Genomic DNA, 19345 nt, shown 5'->3' with positions numbered 1-19345 from the left:
ATAAAAATTATTATCATGGTCAAGAAAAGTCTCATGTATATAAATCTATGCCTTATTCTGTTGTGTCTAAGCTGCAATTCTGAGAAAAAAGAAAAGAAAGAAGCAAGCTCTTTCAATGTGACGAGTCCGCTTGTAAAGGATACCTTAATCGATAAAGATTATGTAGCGCAAATCCGTTCGATCAATCACATTGAGCTTCGTGCTCAGGAAAAAGGATATATTCAGGGGATTTATGTAGATGAAGGGCAGTTTGTTCAGAAAGGACAACTTTTGTTTAAAATTATGCCTAATTTATATGAATCTGATGTAAATCGTGCCAAAGCAGAAGCAAAATACGCCGAAATCGAATATCAAAACACTAAAAATCTTGCAGTTAAAGACATTGTTGCGCCTCAGGAAATGGCAATGGCAAAAGCAAGATATGAAAAAGCTAAAGCTGAGCTTTCCTCAACCAATACCCACTTAGGTTTCACGGAGATCCGCGCTCCTTTTACTGGAATTGTTGGAAGATTACACGTGAGAAAAGGAAGTTTGGTAGATGATGGGGAATTGATTACCGAGCTGTCAGACAACAGCAAAATGTGGGTGTATTTCAATGTTCCTGAGGCGGAATATCTGAATCAGATGAGTGAGAGAACAACCAATGATCAGATGCATGTTCGTCTGAGAATGGCCAACGGAAAAGAATTTACTCAGGACGGTGTTGTGGAAACCATAGAATCTGATTTCGATAACGAAACCGGAAACATCGCTTACAGAGCTACTTTCCCGAATCCAAAAGGATTATTGAGATTTGGTGAAACCGGAAATGTTGTGATTACATCACCTTATGCAAACGCCTTGATGATTCCTCAGAAAGCGACTTTTGAAGAATTAGAGAAGAAATATGTCTACGTGATCACAAAAGACAACAAAGTAAAAGCAAGAGAAATAAAAATTGCTGCCGAATTACCGCATTTGTATGTTGTAGCTTCAGGTCTTGGAAAGGACGAAAGAATCCTTTTGGATGGTCTTAGAATGGTTCAGGAGAATCAGACGATCAGTTCAAAATACCAGAACCCTGAAAAAGTAATGTCGAATCTGGATCTGTATGCCGAGTAATTAAAAAGCAAGATTATGTTTAAAAAAGTAATACACCGACCGGTATTCGCTATCGTATTATCGGTTGTTATCTTATTTATCGGAGGCTTGGCAATGAAACAGCTTCCTACCGAACAGTTTCCGAAAATTGCTCCTACAACCGTTGCTGTTACCATTGCGTACCCAGGAGCGAGTGCCGATGTTTTGGTAAAATCTTCATTAATTACCATTGAAAATGCCATCAACGGAGTTCAGGGAATGCGTTATATCACAACCGATGCAACGAGTGCCGGAGAAGCAACTGTAAACGTTATTTTCGATCCGGGAACCGATCCCAACGCAGCCGTAGTTTTGGTTAAAACAAGAGTAGATCAGGTAATGCCTTTGCTTCCTGAATTGGTGCAAAAAGAAGGAGTTGTTGTAAACCCGATCCAGCCGAGTATGTTGATGTACGTGAACTTGTACAGTACCAACAAAAGTATGGATGAAAAATTCCTTTATAACTATGCAACAGTAAATATTATTCCAGAAATCAACCGTATTCACGGGATTGCAAAATCTCAGATCTTAGGAAGTAGAAGGTATGCGATGCGTATCTGGCTGAATCCTGATAGAATGCGTGCTTATTCGATTTCTGTGGATGAAGTGATGAAGGCGATCGGTGAACAGAGTATCATTGGGCGTCCCGGAAGAATCGGGCAGAGTTCCGGTATTGTAGCGCAGTCTTTGGAATATGTTCTTACCTATAAAGGTCAATATAATAAGCCTGAAGAATATGAAAATATCATCGTCCGTTCCAATTCTGAAGGAGAAAATATTAAGCTTAAAGATGTTGCAAAAGTTGAGTTGGGAAGTGAGTTTTTTGATATTTATTCAAATCTCGACGGACATCCTTCTGCTTCTATTGTGTTAAAACAAAACTACGGAAGTAATGCCAATGACGTTATTAAAGATGTAAAAGCCAAGTTGGAGGAAATGAAAGGAAATTTTCCTCCGGGAGTTGATTATAAGATCAGTTATGATGTTTCGCAATTCTTAGATGCATCAATTGAACAGGTAATGCATACTCTAAGAGATGCCTTTATTTTGGTAGCAATTGTAGTTTTTATTTTCTTAGGTGACTGGCGTTCAACCTTAATTCCAATTATCGCTGTTCCCGTTTCGTTGATCGGAACCTTCTTTGTGATCCAAATGTTTGGAATGTCAATCAACTTAGTAACCCTTTTTGCTTTAGTTTTATCAATTGGAATCGTGGTAGATAACGCGATTGTCGTGATTGAAGCTGTTCACGCGAAGATGGAGGAAAGTGATATTTCCACTTATAAAGCAGTAAAAGAAGTAATGGGAGAAATTGCCGGAGCGATTATCGCAATTACGGCAGTAATGGTTGCCGTGTTTATCCCTATTTCATTTATGACAGGTCCTGTGGGAACTTTTTATCGCCAGTTTTCGATTACGATGGCGAGTTCGATTGTAATTTCTGCGATTGTGGCTTTAACATTAACTCCGGTTTTGGCGGCAATGTTATTGAAAAGTCATCATGGGAAACCGAAAAAATCTAATATTTTCACTAAAGCTTTAGATTCTTTTAACAAGGGATTTGATAAAGTTACAGGAAAATATGCTTTATTCTTAAGAAGAATCATTACCAGAAAAGTCGTGACATGGGGAATTTTAGTAGCATTCTGCGTCGGAATTTTTGTTGTGAATAAAGCGCTTCCGGGTGGTTTCATTCCGAATGAAGATCAAGGAACAATTTACGCCATCGTACAAACACCTCCAGGATCAACGCTGGAACAAACCAACAAAGTTTCAAGAGCTTTACAGAAAATCTGTCAGGGTGTAGATGGAGTAGAATCCGTTTCATCTTTGGCGGGATACGAGATCATGACGGAAGGTCGTGGTTCCAATGCAGGAACGTGTTTGATTAACTTGAAAAGCTGGAACGACCGTGAGCACAATGTAAAAGAGATCATGGAAGAGCTTGAAGAGAAATCAAAAGATCTTGGAGCTACGATAGAATTTTTTGAACCGCCTGCTGTGCCTGGTTTCGGATCTTCCGGAGGTTTCTCCATGAGATTACTTGATCTTAACAGAACAACGAATTATCAGGATTTTGATAAAATCAATAAAGATTTTATTGCTCAGCTTAAAAAACGTAAAGAATTGACCGGAGTGTTCACCTTCTTTGCAGCCAATTATCCTCAGTATGAATTGGTTTTCGATAATAATGCAGCCATGCAGAAAGGAGTTTCTATCGGTACTGCAATGGAAAATCTGAATATCCTGATTGGAAGTACTTACGAACAGGGGTTCATACGTTTCGGACAGTTCTTTAAAGTCTATGTTCAGTCTTCCCCGGAATTCAGAAGACTTCCTACCGATATTTTAGGATTGTATGTGAAAAATGATCATGGTGAAATGGTTCCTTATTCAGCGTTTATGACGATGAAAAAAACACAGGGACCGAACGAAATTACCCGTTACAATATGTACAACTCAGCGGCAATCCGTGGACTTCCGGCTGAAGGTTATACCACGGCAGACGCAATTCAGGTAATTAATGAAGTGGCGGCAAAAACCTTACCTCACGGTTATAAAGTAGCTTGGGAAGGGTTGTCTTATGATGAAGCACAACGTGGTAATGAAGCAATTTATGTATTCCTAGTCGTTTTGGTATTCGTTTATCTGGTTTTGGCGGCGCAATACGAAAGTTTTATCATTCCGTTTGCGGTACTGTTTTCATTGCCGGTCGGAGTTTTCGGATCTTTCATGTTGTTGAAAGCAATGGGACTGGAAAATGATATCTATGCGCAGGTTGGTTTAATTATGATCATCGGGTTACTCGGTAAAAATGCCGTATTGATCGTGGAAGTTGCTGTTAAAAGACGACAGGCAGGAGATTCTATTCTGGAAGCAGCGATTGAGGGTTCCAGAGCCCGTTTCAGACCGATTTTGATGACTTCATTTGCATTTATTGCAGGTTTGGTGCCACTTGTTTTTGCGGGTGGAGCAGGTGCCATTGGAAACCATACCATCGGAGCTTCCGCATTGGGAGGAATGCTGATTGGAACTTTATTCGGAGTTATTGTAATTCCGGGACTCTACTACATTTTTGCCAAATTATCCGATGGCAGAAAAATGATCAAAGACGAAGACGAATCACCTTTAAGCGAAGACATGATCCATTATGAATAAAAATAAAATATATCAATATGCAGGAGCTGCCTTCTTTTTATTAAGTCTCGCGGCCTGCAAATCAATAGACGTACAGCAACGTGCTGAAAACAGAACGGTTCCAGAAAAATACGCATTAGCAGAAAATGATACGGTAAATTCTGGAAAACAAAAATGGAACGAATATTTCAGTGATCCGAATCTTCAAAATCTGATCAATCAGGCGTTACAAAATAATCAGGAATTAAATATTGTCCTTCAGGAAATTGAAATTTCTAAAAACGAAATTAAAGCGAAGAAAGGAGAATATTTACCTTCTGTAGGCTTAAAAGCAGGAGTTGGAGTTGATAAAGTAAGCCGTTATACGAACATCGGAGCAATGGAAGTCAATACTGAAATGGAACCGGGAAAAGAAATGCCCGATCCTTTATTTGACTTTGGAGTTGGAGTACAGGCAAAATGGGAAACCGATATTTGGGGAAAACTTCACAATGCGAAAAAAGCTCAGGTTCAGAGATATCTGGCGAGTGTAGAAGGGAAAAATTTCATGATCACGAATCTGATCTCAGAAATTGCGGATTCTTACTACGAATTGCTTGCTCTGGATAATGAATTGGTTATTTTAAATCAAAATATTAAAATTCAGGAAAATGCACTGGATATTATTAAAGATTTAAAAAAGAATGCCCGTTCCAATGAACTTGCCGTGAAGAGATTTCAGGCACAGGTTCTCAAAACACAGGGAATGCAATACGATATTCAGCAGAAGATTGTGGAAACTGAAAATAAGATCAATTATCTGGTGGGAAGATTTCCTCAGCCTGTGGAAAGGAGTCAGGATTTTGATTCGGTTGTGCCACAGACGGTCTATGCCGGAATTCCTTCAGAATTGTTGGAAAACCGTCCGGATATCAAACAGGCTGAATATGAATTAGCTGCTTCAAAATTAGATATCAAATCAGCAAAAGCTAGATTTTATCCTTCTTTGGGCATCGGTGCAGGTATCGGATTACAGGCATTTAATCCTACGTATCTTATTAAACCGGAATCGTTTCTGTTTTCTTTAGCGGGTGAACTTACAGCTCCGTTGATCAACAGAGCAGCGATCAAAGCGGCATATTATAATGCCAATGCTAAACAGGTTCAGGCAGTTTATCATTACGAGCAGACTGTTTTGGGAGCTTATATTGAAGTAGCCAACCAGCTTTCTAAAATCAAAAATCTGGAAAATAGTTTAGGTATTAAAACCAAAGAAGTTGATGCTTTAACGAAATCCATCGACATTTCCAATGATTTATTCAAATATGCCCGTGCTGATTATATGGAAGTTTTGCTGACGCAACGTGATGCATTGGAATCAAAATTTGAATTGGTTGAAAAGAAAGTTAACCAGTTGAAAGCAAGTGTTGCAGTTTACAGAGCACTTGGTGGCGGTTGGGATCAGAATCCTGTTGCCTCGCCGGAAATTATTAAAAAATAAAATTTCATAATAAATTTTTTCTCAGGAAGGAACTCATCGAAAGATGGGTTCCTTTTTTATTGGTCAGCATAGTTTGTTAAATGTTTAAATAGATTTTAGGTTCGAAGAGAAATTAAAAAATAGGAATAATACTCTGTTATGAAGAAAACAATTAGTAATTTTAATACTACATCCATTTCACATGACTTACAATATACCCGAAGATTTACAAGGACTTACGGAAGCTGAAGTTGTTGTTTCCAGAGAAAAATACGGATATAACCGATTGGAATCGGTTAAGAAAGATACGTGGATCAATCTTCTGATTGATATTCTGAAAGAACCCATGCTCATTTTGCTCATAGCGGTATCTCTCATTTATCTGTTAATAGGAGATTATGGAGAAGCAGTATTTATGTTTGTTGCTATCGTAGGAGTCACGGCAATTTCTTTTTATCAGGATAATCGGAGCAAGAAAGCGTTGGAAGAATTAGAAAAACTTAATGAACCTTTGAGTAAAGTAATCAGAAATTCTAAGGTCATTGAAATTCCCACTTTCGAAATCGCTGTCGGAGATTTGTGTATTACAGAAGAAGGAAACCTAATCAATGCCGATGGAAAAATTTTACATAGCAATGATTTTTCTGTCAATGAATCTTCACTTACAGGAGAGAGTTTTTCTGTTTTTAAAGATAATAAATCGGAAGACAACCAAGTGTATAGCGGAACCATTACGGTTTCCGGACTTGCGGTCTTTCAGGTTGAAAAAATAGGCAAAGAAACTAAAGTTGGAAAAATAGGACAGTCTATACTGAACATAAAAGAAGAATCGTCCCCTTTGCAGATTCAGATTCGGAATTTTGTAAAAGGAATGGCAATCATTGGAGTCATTATCTTTCTGGCGGTATGTATTTTCAGCTTTATCAAAACAGGAGATTTTGTGACCAGTTTGTTGAGTGGTCTTACCTTAGCTATGTCTGTACTTCCGGAGGAAATTCCTGTAGCTTTTACAACTTTTATGGCTTTAGGAGCTTGGAAATTGATGCGTGAAGGCATTATCATTAAACGAAGCAGCATTGTAGAGACTTTAGGGAGTGTTACGGTGATTTGTACTGATAAAACAGGAACGATTACTGAAAATTCGATGCAGTTGAAACATGTTTATGATTACCATTCAGATAAGGTCTATGAACAGCAAGAGTTCAGTACCAAAGAATTAAGTCAAGTTATTGATTATGCAATGTGGAGTAGTGAACCTGTCCCATTTGATCCTATGGAAATAACTTTGCATAAGGTGTATGAGCAGACTCAGAATTCCGACAAAAGAAAGGAATATCAGATGTTTCATGAATATCCGTTGGAAGGTAAACCGCCTATGATGACCCACCTTTTTGAAAATGAACAAAAAGATCGGATCATTGCAGCAAAAGGAGCTCCCGAAGCAATTCTCAATGTTTCTCAGTTATCAGAAGAAGAAAAAAATAAAATACGAGGAGAGATAAAAGAATTCGGGGAACAGGGATATCGGGTTCTAGGTGTTGCCAAATCGAATTTTGAAGGAAATGATTTTCCAGTGAAGCAACAGGATTTTACATTTGAATTTTTAGGACTTCTTGTATTTTATGATCCTCCTAAAGAAGGGATTAAAAATGTATTTCAGCAAATCTATGATGCAGGAATTAAGGTAAAAGTCATTACAGGAGATAATGCAGATACAACAAAAGCCATCGCGTTGCAGGCCGGAATTAAAAATAATACTCCAGCTGTTAATGGAAGTGAAATTGCAGCGAGTTCAAAAGAGGACTTAATGAAGATTTCAGAAAATACAACTTTGTTTACCAGAATGTTTCCCGAAGCTAAACTAGAAGTAGTTACCGCACTGAAACAACAGGGAGATATTGTCGCTATGCTTGGAGATGGGGTAAATGACGGACCCGCTTTAAAAGCTGCACACATTGGTGTAGCTATGGGGAATAAAGGAACTGAAATTGCTAAATCAGCCGCAGCTTTGGTCATTACCAATGATGATCTGGAAAAACTGGTTGTGGGAATTGCGGCAGGGCGAAGAATTTATGCAAATATTAAAAAAGCGGTTCAATATATTATTTCTATCCATATTCCCATTATACTCACTGTATCTTTACCTCTGTTTCTGGGCTGGGTATTTCCACATATATTCACTCCTGTGCATGTAATATTCCTTGAATTGGTGATGGGACCTACCTGTTCCATTGTCTATGAAAATGAACCTATTGAAAAAAATGCAATGCAAAAACCTCCGAGAGCTCTTACAGATACATTTCTGAATTGGAGAGAGCTCACAATAAGTATTATTCAGGGATTAGTTATCACTGCTGGAATATTATGGGTATATCAATATTCTGTTGATCTTGGAAATGATGAGGTAAAAACAAGGGCATTGGTTTTCAGCACTCTTATATTTGCCAACATTCTATTAAGTTTTGTAAACCGCTCTTTTTATTATAGTATTTTTGAAAGCTTTAAAAACCGTAATTTTTTACTTGTAGGAATATCTCTGTTGGTTTTGATTTTTCTATTGATCATTCTATATGTAAAGCCTGTTTCAGAATTCTTCAGTGTAACTTCTCTTACTACAATAGAGTTAGGATTGGTTTTGATGGTTGCTGCTGTTTCCGTTTTATGGTTTGAAATTTATAAACTTATAAAAAGGGTTTCTAAAAAATAGATGATTTTTACGGGATGAATAATGATTATTGACGAGAAAGGCAATGGTTTTTTGTTATTCTGAATATTGAAAATTTTAAATACATTTGTGTAGGATACGCATGTATATTTTGATTAATGTCAATAGAGGAAGTGTTAAAATATGAATGGTTTTAATTTTTAAAAATTAGAAAATTATGAAGGGTTATATTAGCAATCGAATATCGGTTCCTTCAGTATTTGAAAGTGTTTTTTCTCATTTTTACCATGCAGAAAACAGATCAGAAGAATCTATTGAAAAAACGCTCTTGCCATCATATCAGACTATCATGATTTTCAGTTTTGGGGCTCCTGCTTCTTTTATTGCTAATAATAAAGAAGAAATTACAGTAGAAAAATGTATCGTGTTGGGATCTATAAAACATGCTTTTAACTATATTTTACCACCGGATACCGAAATCTTAGTTTGTAATTTTAAAGATGATGCCTTTTTCAGATTTTTTGGTAATATAGATTTGGTAGAGAGTTTGGCTATGCATCCTGATGAATTGTTACATCAAAATTGCTTTACAACACTTTGGTCTGAATTGAAACAGACGAATAAAGAAAGTCGAACTCAAGTGATACTTGATTTTTGTGAACCTTATTTGAGAAACCGTAATAAAATAGCAGAGCAAATTGCAGCTTTTGATTATTCTACTTTTAGTCCGATAAAAGAGATTTCTAAAAAAAATAAATTGACCGAAAGAACCTTGCAAGTCAATCATAAAAAGCATTTTGGATATACCTCAAAAGAAATGTATCGATATCAACGTTTTTTAAAGGCGGTGCAGATGATACAGGAAGCTTCTTGTAAAAACGCAAAAATAGATTGGTTTGATGTAATAAATACATGTGGATATTATGATCAAAGCCAGCTTATCAAAGACTTTCAGCATTATATTAATCTGAGCCCATCCAAATATTTGAAATTTCAAGAATCGATTTGCGATCCTAAAAACTAGATAGACTATTCATTACTCTTTTGTAAATACTTTATATCAGCCAATTTATTCTCAATATTGGTTGAAATGTTTCTTGCATTATTTTTTTAATATTTAAATCCATTCTTCGTTTTCTTACAATTCTGTTTTTCTATTTAGATTGAAATTTGGCATAGAAAAAAACAGTTTTTATGAAATCAACAAATCTTTTAATTAAAGGAGCTACAGGAAGTGTAGGAACACAACTTGTTAAGAAATTAACGAACATGAATGTCTCTTTTAGAGCTTTGGTTCGTAATAACAATCAAGGTGACTTGATGTCTAATTTACCTCAGGCGGAAATTGTAGGAGGTGATCTTTCAGATCATGATAGTCTTGTTCAGGCATTGCAAGGTATCGAAAAAGCATTTTTGCTTACGAATTCATCGGAAAATGCAGAGGAGCTTCAACTTAATTTTGTAAATGCAGCTCACAAAGCTGGTGTAAAGCATATTGTGAAGCTATCTCAACTGGCTGCTGATGAAAATTCAAATGTTCGTTTTCTCAGATATCATGCAGTGGTAGAAAACAGGATCAAAGAGCTAGGAATGGACTATACTTTTTTACGTGCGAATTTATTTATGCAGGGTTTTCTGGCATTTGGGAATTCTATTAAATACGAAGGAAAATTTTATGGCTCATTGGGAAATGCTACCGTTAGTGCTGTAGATATAAGAGATATTGCAGCAGTAGCTATGAAAGTTTTAACAGAAAATGGACATGAAAACAAAATTTACAATATTACCGGACAAGAATCTATTACACATTTTCAAATGGCAGAGATATTTTCTCGTGTATTAGATACCCAAGTTACCTATATCGATTTAAACTCCGAACAAATGTATGAAGCATTGACTTCTACCGGATTTCCGGAATGGCAAGTAGGAGGTCTTATTGAAGATTATGCTCATTATGCAAGAGGTGAGGCTGCTGAGGTTTTTAGCACGATTCGTGATATAACAGGGCAGACTGCGATCAGTTTTGAACAATTTGTTCATGATTACAAAGAATTTTTTAAATAAGGAATATTAAAAAAATAGAAAATGAAAATGATAACTTATAGTTTACTATTAATAATAGGGGTACTTACAGTAATTATTACCTGCTTAGAAGTATTTATTTCGTATGATGTATCTGAATCTATTAATAAGAAGGCTCCTGTAAAAACATATCAGGAAATTACAATAAATGCCTCTCCCAAAGAGGTCTTTAGGATTATGAGTGATATCGATCATTGGGAGGAATGGCATAGTGATGTGAAGGAACCTAAATTGAACGGTTTATTCAAAAAAGGTAGCAGTTTTGGCTGGAAAAGCGGTGGATTGACTATTCATTCAACTTTACATACTGTTATTCCTGAAAGAAAAATCGGATGGTCTGGAAAAGCATTTGGAGCATTTGCAATACACAACTGGTCTTTTATCGAAAAGGAAGGAAAAACAGTAGTGAGAGTTGAAGAAAGCATGGAGGGATGGTTGGTGTACCTACTTCAGAATACCTTTCAAAGAGGACTGGAAGATTCACTCAAAGTATGGTTGAAAAATCTTAAAGTTAAAGCGGAACAATCAATACTGAAAAAATAGGAGTAATTTCATTACAGTAGTCATTTAAAAATCAAAGAATAGACTCGTATTAAGGAGAAAATCCTTAACTCTCCGCAGAAAACCTTTAAATAATATGATTTAAAGGTTTTTTCATTTCAAATCAATCACAGAAAACATTTCATCTTCCCAAATGTCTGTGTGAATCTTCAAAATGTCCGCTTAAAGCACTTTCCAAGTGACCCGCTTGCTTTCATCCTGTAAGTTTGCACCATAATCTTACAAAAATAAACTACAATGAAAACAATTAGAAAAATTTCAGTTACAGGTGCACTTTGTTTTACACTTTTTACAACTTTAGCAATGTCTTGTACAAGTGAAAACGATGTTACAATTACTCAGGAAGCTCCGGCTCCAACTCATCAAAATGCCAAAACTCAATTTGTGGATGTAAAAGGTGTATCATTTGCATACCGTGTTATCGGAAGAGAAAGTGGAACTCCTATTGTATTATTTCCAGGTTTGGGTGGTTCTATGGATGATTGGGATCCTGCGGTAATAGACGGATTGGCTCAAAAAAATAAGGTAATCATTTTTGACAACAAGGGAGTTGCTGCATCAAAAGGAACAACTCCTAGTGATATCCAGTCGATGGCAAACGATGCCATTGATTTTATTGAAGCACTTCATCTTACTAAGGTCAACATTATGGGCTTTTCAATGGGAGGTTTTATCGCTCAAAGAGTTGCCTTAACAAAACCGGCTTTGATTAATAAAATTATCTTAACGGGAACAGGTCCGCAAGGAGCAATCGGGCTGTCAAACTTACCTAATATTGTGGCAAGTACCGCTGGATTAAGCCCTGAAGAATCTTTCCTTAAATTCGGATTTACCTCATCTACACAAAGTATTGCAGCCGGAAAAGCAGCGTATGCAAGAATTCAGCTTCGTACGATTGACCGAGATCTTACGCTGAGTGATGCAACTTCAGCATCACAGTTCACAGCGGTTTTAACTTGGGCTCAACCCAATGTAAATGCACTTGTAGAACTAAAAAATATTAAAAATCCGGTTCTAATTGTACATGGCGAAAATGATCTTCCAGTATCAGTGCAGAATGCTCACAATATGTCTCAAAGTTTAGAGAATTCAGAGTTATTGATTTTCCCGGATTCAGGACATGCGTCTTTCTTTCAGAATCACGATGCTTTTGTTACAAAAGCAATTCAGTTTTTGAATAAATAAGTTTAGTTTGAATAAACTTTTAGCCTTAATGGAAACATTAAGGCTTTTTTTTATGGATTACATTTATGATGGGTTATTAGAGAGAAAATGTAATAAATATTCCTATTGACCTGATCTTTGGAATTAATTTTTAAAGGTTCTTATTCTCTTATTTTGGGTAAATGTCATAATAATTTTAATTATTAACTGGTTTATATTCAGATGTTTTTACGTAAATTAGAGTGTCTAAAGAAAAGTTTTTATGCGGTAATGAAGACTTTATAGGTCAATATTCAGGCATTTTCACATTTCTTTTATAGAGATTTTTCAAATATGATTAATAAAAATATAAACACGGAATCGCCGAACACCGTATTGCAAAGTAGGCACTAAAAATTTATTCAGTTATGCCAAATCTATTAAAATCATTCAGAAACTCTGTTAAACATTGGTACATCCCTCTTATACTGGGAATTATCTTTATTGCATGTGGAATCTATGTATTCTCTTCACCTCTCGGAACCTATGTTGCCTTATCTGTCCTCTTTAGCGTATCTTTTATTGTTTCAGGGATATTTGATATCTTTTTCTCTGTTGAAAACCGTAAATCATTAAACGGTTGGGGATGGTATCTTGTGAGTGGGCTTTTATCTTTAATAATGGGGATCTACTTAGTTAATTATCCTAAAATATCTATGAGTATACTTCCTTTCATTGTTGGATTTACGGTAATGTTCCGTTCATTCCAGCTATTGGGAATTTCTTTTGACTTAAAAGATGCACACGTGCTTCGTTGGGGAAATCTTGCTATTTTCAGTATTCTTGGGATTATTCTGTCTTTTATGCTTTTGGCTAACCCTATATTTTCTGGAATGTCATTGGTTGTTGTTACCGGATTGTCATTTATTTTTGTTGGGGTAGCCTCTGTCATTTTGGCTTTCGATCTTAAAAAACTTAAAAATTTTCCTAGTAAGCTTAGTGAAGAAATAAAAGAAAAAATTACCAATCTGCAGGAAGAAATTAATGAAAGAATGAGATAAAATATAATCATAAAATGCTGATATATGAGTGTCTTTATGATTCATTTTTAGCTTATTAAAGAAAAAACAACACCTCAAATTGAAGTGTTGTTTTTTTTGTTTTGAAAATATAAGTTAGAGATTTCTTATTCTTTATGATAAGGACATCCTGAAGGAGGATTGGCAATACGCTCAGAAACAGCAGCAGTAGTTGTCATGCTCATTGCAGGAGGTGCATTGAAAAATTCTTGTTCAATTACTTTTCTCTGATCTGCAGGGATATCCTCGATCTTACGAAGGGTATTTACCTGAATGTGAGGCCAGCTTGTTGTACCTCCGTCATTCCCGAAATCAAATTCAAAGAATATGATCTGCTCATATTGTAGCTGAAGAATTTCTTTTCCATCTTCAACCACAGTTTCGATCCAAAGATTAAATTCTATTTCAACGGTCGGTACAAAACGATTCACAAAAGGAACGTTTAAAATTCCACCTTGTGCTCCGGTGCTCATTCTTGATGATAATTGAACAAGAACATAATTTTTAACAGTTTGTCCGCTCAGTGTATCTCTTAATCGCATATCCGGTCTTACACAATAAGGATATAACTCGTTTGCTAATATTCTTTGAGTATAGATTTTATTCGAACCTGGGTCATTTTCATCCGTTAAAGTTTCGTGAACCCAAGCCGGAGCTGGTTCGTCAAGATTAATAGGACCTCCTGCACCTCCCATAGTAGGTGAGATAGCAAGATGGGGAGGATCCCAAGTTTTAATACCGGTAGGGAACTTTGGAGCGCCCTCTCTAAGGTAATATTGCTTGTTGTCTTTATTTTCGGGGGTAATATCTCCCAACACAGTAATCGTACTTCCGTGAGGAATAACTCCGCTTCTTGAGATTGAATAATCAGGGATGAAATAAGGTCCAGTGATTCCATCCATTGGCTTTATTTCCTGCGCTGGAATGATTTCGTAATATTGTTGTCCTTCTTTTAACTGGCTTAAAAGGATATATGAAGGATTACCGTGTTCATCTCTTACTTCAACTAATGGTTCGTTTCTGTATTTACCATCGTAGCCGTATTTTTTGTAGTCTTCTTCAGAAAAAGCATGAATTCCGCGGTCTCTTTTGATAGTTTCTTCAGTTGCAGCATAATTATAAACATCACTTAACCAAAGATACATTCCGTTTTCTTCGTGAATTCCGGCGTACTGTAAATCTGGATTTCCTTCAACTTTATTTACACTTTTAATAGTTTGATCATATTTTACCGCACCGCAAAATAATTCAGTGGCACCACCACGGTTACGAACACCGCCGGGAACGATCTCAAAGGTTAGTTTTTCAATATACTCTTCCGTATCAAAGCTAAATTTTCCAGGAATTGTTGATGGATTTGTCCCTGGAGAAGGCATGATCGTTGTATGAACTCCGCTTCCCAGACATGGTCTTGTTATATTTTTATTGTAATTGGCATTATAACTTACCCAAGTTCCGTTGAGTGCTTCTAAAACCCCATAGTCAACATTGTTTGCGATTTCCTGTAGGTTTTCTTCTCTAAATGGTCTTACAGGATCATCGATTAAAAGTTTAGAATATCCTTTCATCAGACCCGCAAGATAACCTTGTTGATTCTCTGTTGGTTGTGGTGATCTTAAAAGTTCACTTCCTTTTTCAAAAATTTCTTTTTCTCTTTTTAGCATAATGTTAAGTTTTTATGGTTGTTCAATTAGTTTGATGGGTATTCGAAAGTAGGACCTGCATTTTGAGTAGAATTTAAAGGCTGGCTCATCAATCCGATGGCTTGCTCTTTCAAAGCATACATATACATGATTGATTTTTCAAGCTCTTTTGCATTGCCTTCTACAGCCGCCTGAATGGCATCCAATAGACTTTTGTAGGTTTGGTTAAATGCTTTTCCTTGTGCGTATAGTTGCGGATTTGATTGATAATCTGCCATTTTTGGATTAGGTTTCATAGGATAAGCAGCATTCCAGTCAACAGGAAGTGGTTTTCCGACTGGTGGAGTCGTCACAGGCATCATTCCGTCTTCATCGGTGAAAGGTTTGTAATCTCCTCCCACATAAAAATGCTCGTGGAAGACTTCTTTAAATCTGAAATAGTGCGCCAATTCCGCACCTTCTTCAAACTGAGACGGATCTACATCGAAAATAGAATCATCAGCACCTTCTCCTTGTCCTTTAATTTCCTGGAAAACAGCAATTACGCCAGTTAGCGCTTCTACAGCATGTAATTTTCCGCCGCTTCCGTAATATTGTTCCGGACGGATTTGTTTTGCTGGATCTCCGGTGAAAATTCCACCAGTATTCAATTCTTCAAAATTCTGTGGAAATGTTCCATGTTCTTTATAATAAGCAATGATTTGGAAAACAGTGATATAAAAGAATAAGACATCATAATATTCACCAATGGTATGAACGTTTTCCATGATGAACCCTTTCATATTTTCAAGCGTCCAGTGATTATTTTCCTGTATAGCGGCACTTTTGGCAAAGGAAACAGTCGGTTCAAATTCTTCATGGTATTTCGGTGCTTTTACCAAAGGGCTGCTCGGACTTTCAATAGCAATAAATGTAGCGATACTATTAGTAGAGAACGTTTCTAACCCAACAAAGAAATCAACATTCATCGGTAATTTCATCGGATAGGAAGGGTAGTTCTGAGGTCTGTTTACAGAAGGCTGAATGCTTACCGCATTCATGACGTTACATACCATGATCATGTGAAGCATTTCTTCTACGGCAACACTTCGAATGATTTGTGAAGCCAATGCATTGGTTCCGTCTTTAATTGAATACAAAGCAGTAAGATAAGGGGGAATCGTAGAATGCTCAATCAAAATTGCGGTTTGCAAAAGATCCTGTAAAACCGGACGGTAATCAAGACTTTCTAACCCACCTTTTTTAGCTTCCAAACTTGTTTTAGCAGATAAATCAGCAGGTTGTAATTCTGAAATTACTCCGGCAAACTGTGAACTTAAATAATCATTAAATTCTTTGATCTGATCATTTAATAAAAGGTTTGTCAGTGTTTTGCTGTGGTATTTTAAACCTTCGATCCAGTCAGCTTTACTGATTGAAGTGTCAAATAATAAGGATTGTAATGAAAGAGCCTCTGCTACAGCGGCATTTCTGCCCATAAGATTTGATCCTTTCGCGAAAGAAGTTTCCTGAGGTTCTGTTTTATTGATAAGTCTTTGTCTCATGATTAGTTTTTTAGTTTAGTTTCCAGATCTGCCAAAATAGATTCCACAGAACGGATCGTGAATGCTGATAAAGTTAGTGTCGGATTTGAAGTTCCCAAAGTAGTCATGTTTCCTGCTCCTACGATGTACAAATTCGGGTGATCCCAGGATTTGCAATAGCTGTTCGTGACAGAATCTTCCGGAGTAGAACCCATTCTGTGAGTTCCTACGATATGACCGGCTCCGTTATAAGAATATCTTACATTATTGTACACACAAGTATTATTGTCTGTCGCATTATATTTTGTGAAATCTTCAATATCCAGTCTTTCAAACATCTGGTCTGAAGCCAGTTTTGCCTGTTCCATAGCTCTCTTTTCATAATCGGTCAATTCATAATGAATGACAGGACGGGGAATTCCCAAAACATCCAGATATTGATCGTTAATGGTCACTCTGTTATTTGGATTCGGTAACTGCTCAATCTCAAAATGGAATAAAACCTGTCTTGAAAGCCGGTAGGTTAAAGCTTCTTTTAGATCTTCTCCAAAAAGACCTTCCCCTAAAAATTCTGAAAGATCAGATCCCGGTGAAAATGTTGGCCAGCTCCATCCCCAGTTGTCTAATGGAGAGATCCAGGCTGAGAATTCGCTTCTAAAATTTCCGTCACGGAAAGATGAAATATTGGTTGTAGAACCCGGTCCTCTGTAAGAATAAATAGGTTCCGGGAACAGTCCCCAAGTCAGCATGACCATGTGATCCATTAGATTTCGTCCTACCTGATCACTGCTGTTGGCCACAGTTTTTTCAACTTTCTGACCATTTTCAAGGACTGTATATTTAGAATTCAATAAGATTTTAGGATTTTCAAAAGCATTTGCTGCAAGAATAACGATTGAATCTGAAGTATCAATCACATCTTCAACGAAATCCGTTTTCTCTCTTGAAGCATATCTTCTTAAATGAACTTTTGAAATTTTCTCTTTATCATTTTGATCTACGCTTAATTTGTAAACAACGCTTTGAGCTTTTACTTCAATGAAAGGATTGCGAGAAAGATTTTCATTTTCATTGACTTTATACAAAGCTTTTTTCAAAGTTTTTAACGCATTGTACTTGGCCTGAACTGGACAGATCGGAACGCATGATGCATTTCCTTCACAACGTTCTCCCATATAAGGATTCCAGACTGAGCCAAGCGCTTTATATTCCTCTTTTCCTGAACCATCCAAAACCAGTTTATATCCCGATTCTGAAGATTCTGCTTTAATGATTTTTGTTTTTCCGTATTTCGGATTGGGTGTAGAGTTTCTTCCCTGCGGTGATGGGACAAGCATCAACGGAATGTTTTCAAAATTTAATTGAACACTTGTTCCTGAAAGTCCGTCAATGATCTTCTGATCCATATAACTTTGTGGAATTTCATACATTGGGAATACATAATCGCCATAATATTGTTCCATACTTTCAGAAATAGGGTATTCCTGTTTTGAAACATTTCCTGAAACTCCGATCTCAAATTCGGCCATTTCATAGTACGGTTTTAAAATGTCGTAAGTAATTGGCCAATCCATTCCTCTTCCGTATTTTTCCTTCAAATGAAAGTCGTTTGGAAGCATTCTAGGGGTGGTTCCCAACCAGTGAAGGGTGGTTCCGCCACCAACACGAATGGCATCACTCGCAAAAGGCATTGGACCGAACTGAACCAAGTATCCTTTTTTATCTGGAAAAGGGGGAATAATAGGTTCCATATCCAAAACATTTGGGGAGGGAGCCTGTTTTAAATTGGGATAAGGAGAGTTCGGAACTTTAGCTTCCTGCAGATAAAAAGTACGCATGTACTCATTATAATTGGTCATTGAAGAGACTGAGTCCAGTTCCAATCCAGCTTCCAGACCCGCTTCAAACATTAATATTGATAATTCGCGAACTTCATTGCCTTTTTGGGCATCCGCTCTGTGAATCATTTTTCCTTTTTGAGTATCGAATACGTGATCGGTCAGGAGTTTTGCGATCAATGATCCTGCAATCCCCGTTCCTACGATGATTACATCTTTTTTATTGTCTGTCTGGCTCATGAGTTGCTGTTTACAGGTTTAACGGCCCAAGATTTATACCCAGGTTGTTTGGCTCCCGGCGGATGCGCGTTCATGACATTCCAAACCAGCCCTTCTTTGTAAGAAAGGTCGTTAACATAAGCCCCTTCCCAGGTTCCTAAATACCAAAGTGTAATAACACTGTTGGCAATATCCTGAGTGGAAGGATTGGCAATAATTTCAGCGTTGATTGAATTTTTAAGCTGATCCTGACTGTAAGAATTTTCTAGGATCGTTTTAGAAGTGTTTAAAAATTCGATGAAGGTTGCCGTTTCTATTTTGCCGAGGATGTGCGTATAATACGTCTCAGCTAAGCCTGTAGCTTGTAATTCGTTCACGGAAAACCCTGTGAGAGCTTCTGAAATAGCCATGAACACGTCGTAGTAATAATCATCGACGTTGAGGATTTTGTTGATAATCATTTCGTTGAATTTGATGTTAGATTTCTGCCTTCTTATTAAAAAGAAGGTTTTGTTACGATTAAAAATAAATTTTGAGTTACCTTTTATGGGTGAACAGAATACGTTCGTAATAGGGTTTTAAAGTTAGACATGGTTAGTAGTTTTAATTCTCTAAAGATAGTGAATTATCTTATGCGTAAAATTGTAAATTATATGTAAAGTATTGTTTATGTGTTATTTATAATTATTCTATTGATTGAAAGTAAATGTATAAATATTGTAATACTTTTATTTTAATTTAGAATTATTTTAAACAAGTCGTTCGTTGTAGAAAATTCAATGGATCCTTATGAATAAAAAGCATTCATGAATTGTGAATTATTTTAAAATGTGTTTTTTTAAAGAATCTTTGGAAGCTCATTGCTCCGAATTTTTG

General features: G+C 36.5%; 13 protein-coding genes. 9 read left to right on the top strand and 4 right to left on the bottom strand.

Features of this window, described 5'->3' with window-relative positions; translation table 11 throughout:
- Window positions 1–15: 15 nt before the first annotated feature.
- The 9 genes from RM51_RS04720 (at window position 16) to RM51_RS04680 (ending at window position 13228) form a co-directional block, all read left to right on the top strand.
- On the top strand, window positions 16–1101 hold the full coding sequence (locus tag RM51_RS04720; RefSeq protein WP_039365654.1) for an efflux RND transporter periplasmic adaptor subunit: 1086 nt from the start codon (window positions 16–18) through the stop codon (window positions 1099–1101).
- 15 nt (window positions 1102–1116) lie between these two features.
- Window positions 1117–4278, top strand: coding sequence for an efflux RND transporter permease subunit (locus tag RM51_RS04715; protein WP_039365652.1), 3162 nt, complete (start codon window positions 1117–1119; stop codon window positions 4276–4278).
- Window positions 4271–5737 (top strand): TolC family protein, encoded by a 1467-nt coding sequence (locus RM51_RS04710; protein WP_039365650.1) that lies wholly within the window; start codon window positions 4271–4273, stop codon window positions 5735–5737. Before RM51_RS04715 ends, RM51_RS04710 begins: the two co-directional genes overlap by 8 nt.
- 181 nt (window positions 5738–5918) lie before the next feature.
- Window positions 5919–8423, top strand: coding sequence for a cation-translocating P-type ATPase (locus RM51_RS04705; RefSeq protein ID WP_039365648.1), 2505 nt, complete (start codon window positions 5919–5921; stop codon window positions 8421–8423).
- Window positions 8424–8598: 175 nt separating this feature from the next.
- The gene (locus tag RM51_RS04700; RefSeq protein ID WP_039365646.1) at window positions 8599–9405 is read left to right on the top strand and encodes an AraC family transcriptional regulator; all 807 of its coding nucleotides are present in this window, start codon (window positions 8599–8601) and stop codon (window positions 9403–9405) included.
- A 170-nt stretch (window positions 9406–9575) separates the two neighbouring features.
- A complete protein-coding gene (locus tag RM51_RS04695; RefSeq protein ID WP_039365644.1) occupies window positions 9576–10445 on the top strand; it encodes an SDR family oxidoreductase in 870 nt (289 codons plus the stop codon).
- A 21-nt stretch (window positions 10446–10466) separates the two neighbouring features.
- Window positions 10467–11006, top strand: coding sequence for an SRPBCC family protein (locus tag RM51_RS04690; protein WP_052248400.1), 540 nt, complete (start codon window positions 10467–10469; stop codon window positions 11004–11006).
- Between the two features lie 255 nt (window positions 11007–11261).
- On the top strand, window positions 11262–12209 hold the full coding sequence (locus RM51_RS04685) for an alpha/beta fold hydrolase (protein ID WP_052248399.1): 948 nt from the start codon (window positions 11262–11264) through the stop codon (window positions 12207–12209).
- Between the two features lie 386 nt (window positions 12210–12595).
- Window positions 12596–13228: an HdeD family acid-resistance protein gene (locus RM51_RS04680; RefSeq protein ID WP_039365642.1), complete on the top strand. Its 633-nt coding sequence runs from the start codon at window positions 12596–12598 to the stop codon at window positions 13226–13228.
- A 125-nt stretch (window positions 13229–13353) separates the two neighbouring features.
- On the opposite strand, the gene RM51_RS04675 is transcribed toward RM51_RS04680, so the two are convergent.
- The 4 genes from RM51_RS04675 to RM51_RS04660 are packed head-to-tail and all read right to left on the bottom strand — an operon-like array spanning window position 13354 to window position 18930.
- Window positions 13354–14910 (bottom strand): peroxidase, FMP-type, encoded by a 1557-nt coding sequence (locus tag RM51_RS04675; protein WP_228375776.1) that lies wholly within the window; start codon window positions 14908–14910, stop codon window positions 13354–13356.
- A 26-nt stretch (window positions 14911–14936) separates the two neighbouring features.
- Window positions 14937–16433, bottom strand: coding sequence for a ferritin-like domain-containing protein (locus RM51_RS04670; protein WP_039365640.1), 1497 nt, complete (start codon window positions 16431–16433; stop codon window positions 14937–14939).
- A gap of 2 nt (window positions 16434–16435) precedes the next feature.
- The gene (locus RM51_RS04665; protein ID WP_039365638.1) at window positions 16436–18490 is read right to left on the bottom strand and encodes a GMC oxidoreductase; all 2055 of its coding nucleotides are present in this window, start codon (window positions 18488–18490) and stop codon (window positions 16436–16438) included.
- Entirely contained in the window at window positions 18487–18930 is a 444-nt protein-coding gene (locus tag RM51_RS04660; RefSeq protein ID WP_039365636.1) for a hypothetical protein, read from the bottom strand. The genes RM51_RS04665 and RM51_RS04660 overlap by 4 nt, the downstream gene beginning before the upstream one ends.
- Window positions 18931–19345: the final 415 nt, after the last annotated feature.

This window comes from Chryseobacterium taiwanense (assembly GCF_000813825.1).
Classification (GTDB): domain Bacteria; phylum Bacteroidota; class Bacteroidia; order Flavobacteriales; family Weeksellaceae; genus Chryseobacterium; species Chryseobacterium taiwanense.
This window is presented reverse-complemented; position numbering and strand designations above follow the sequence as displayed.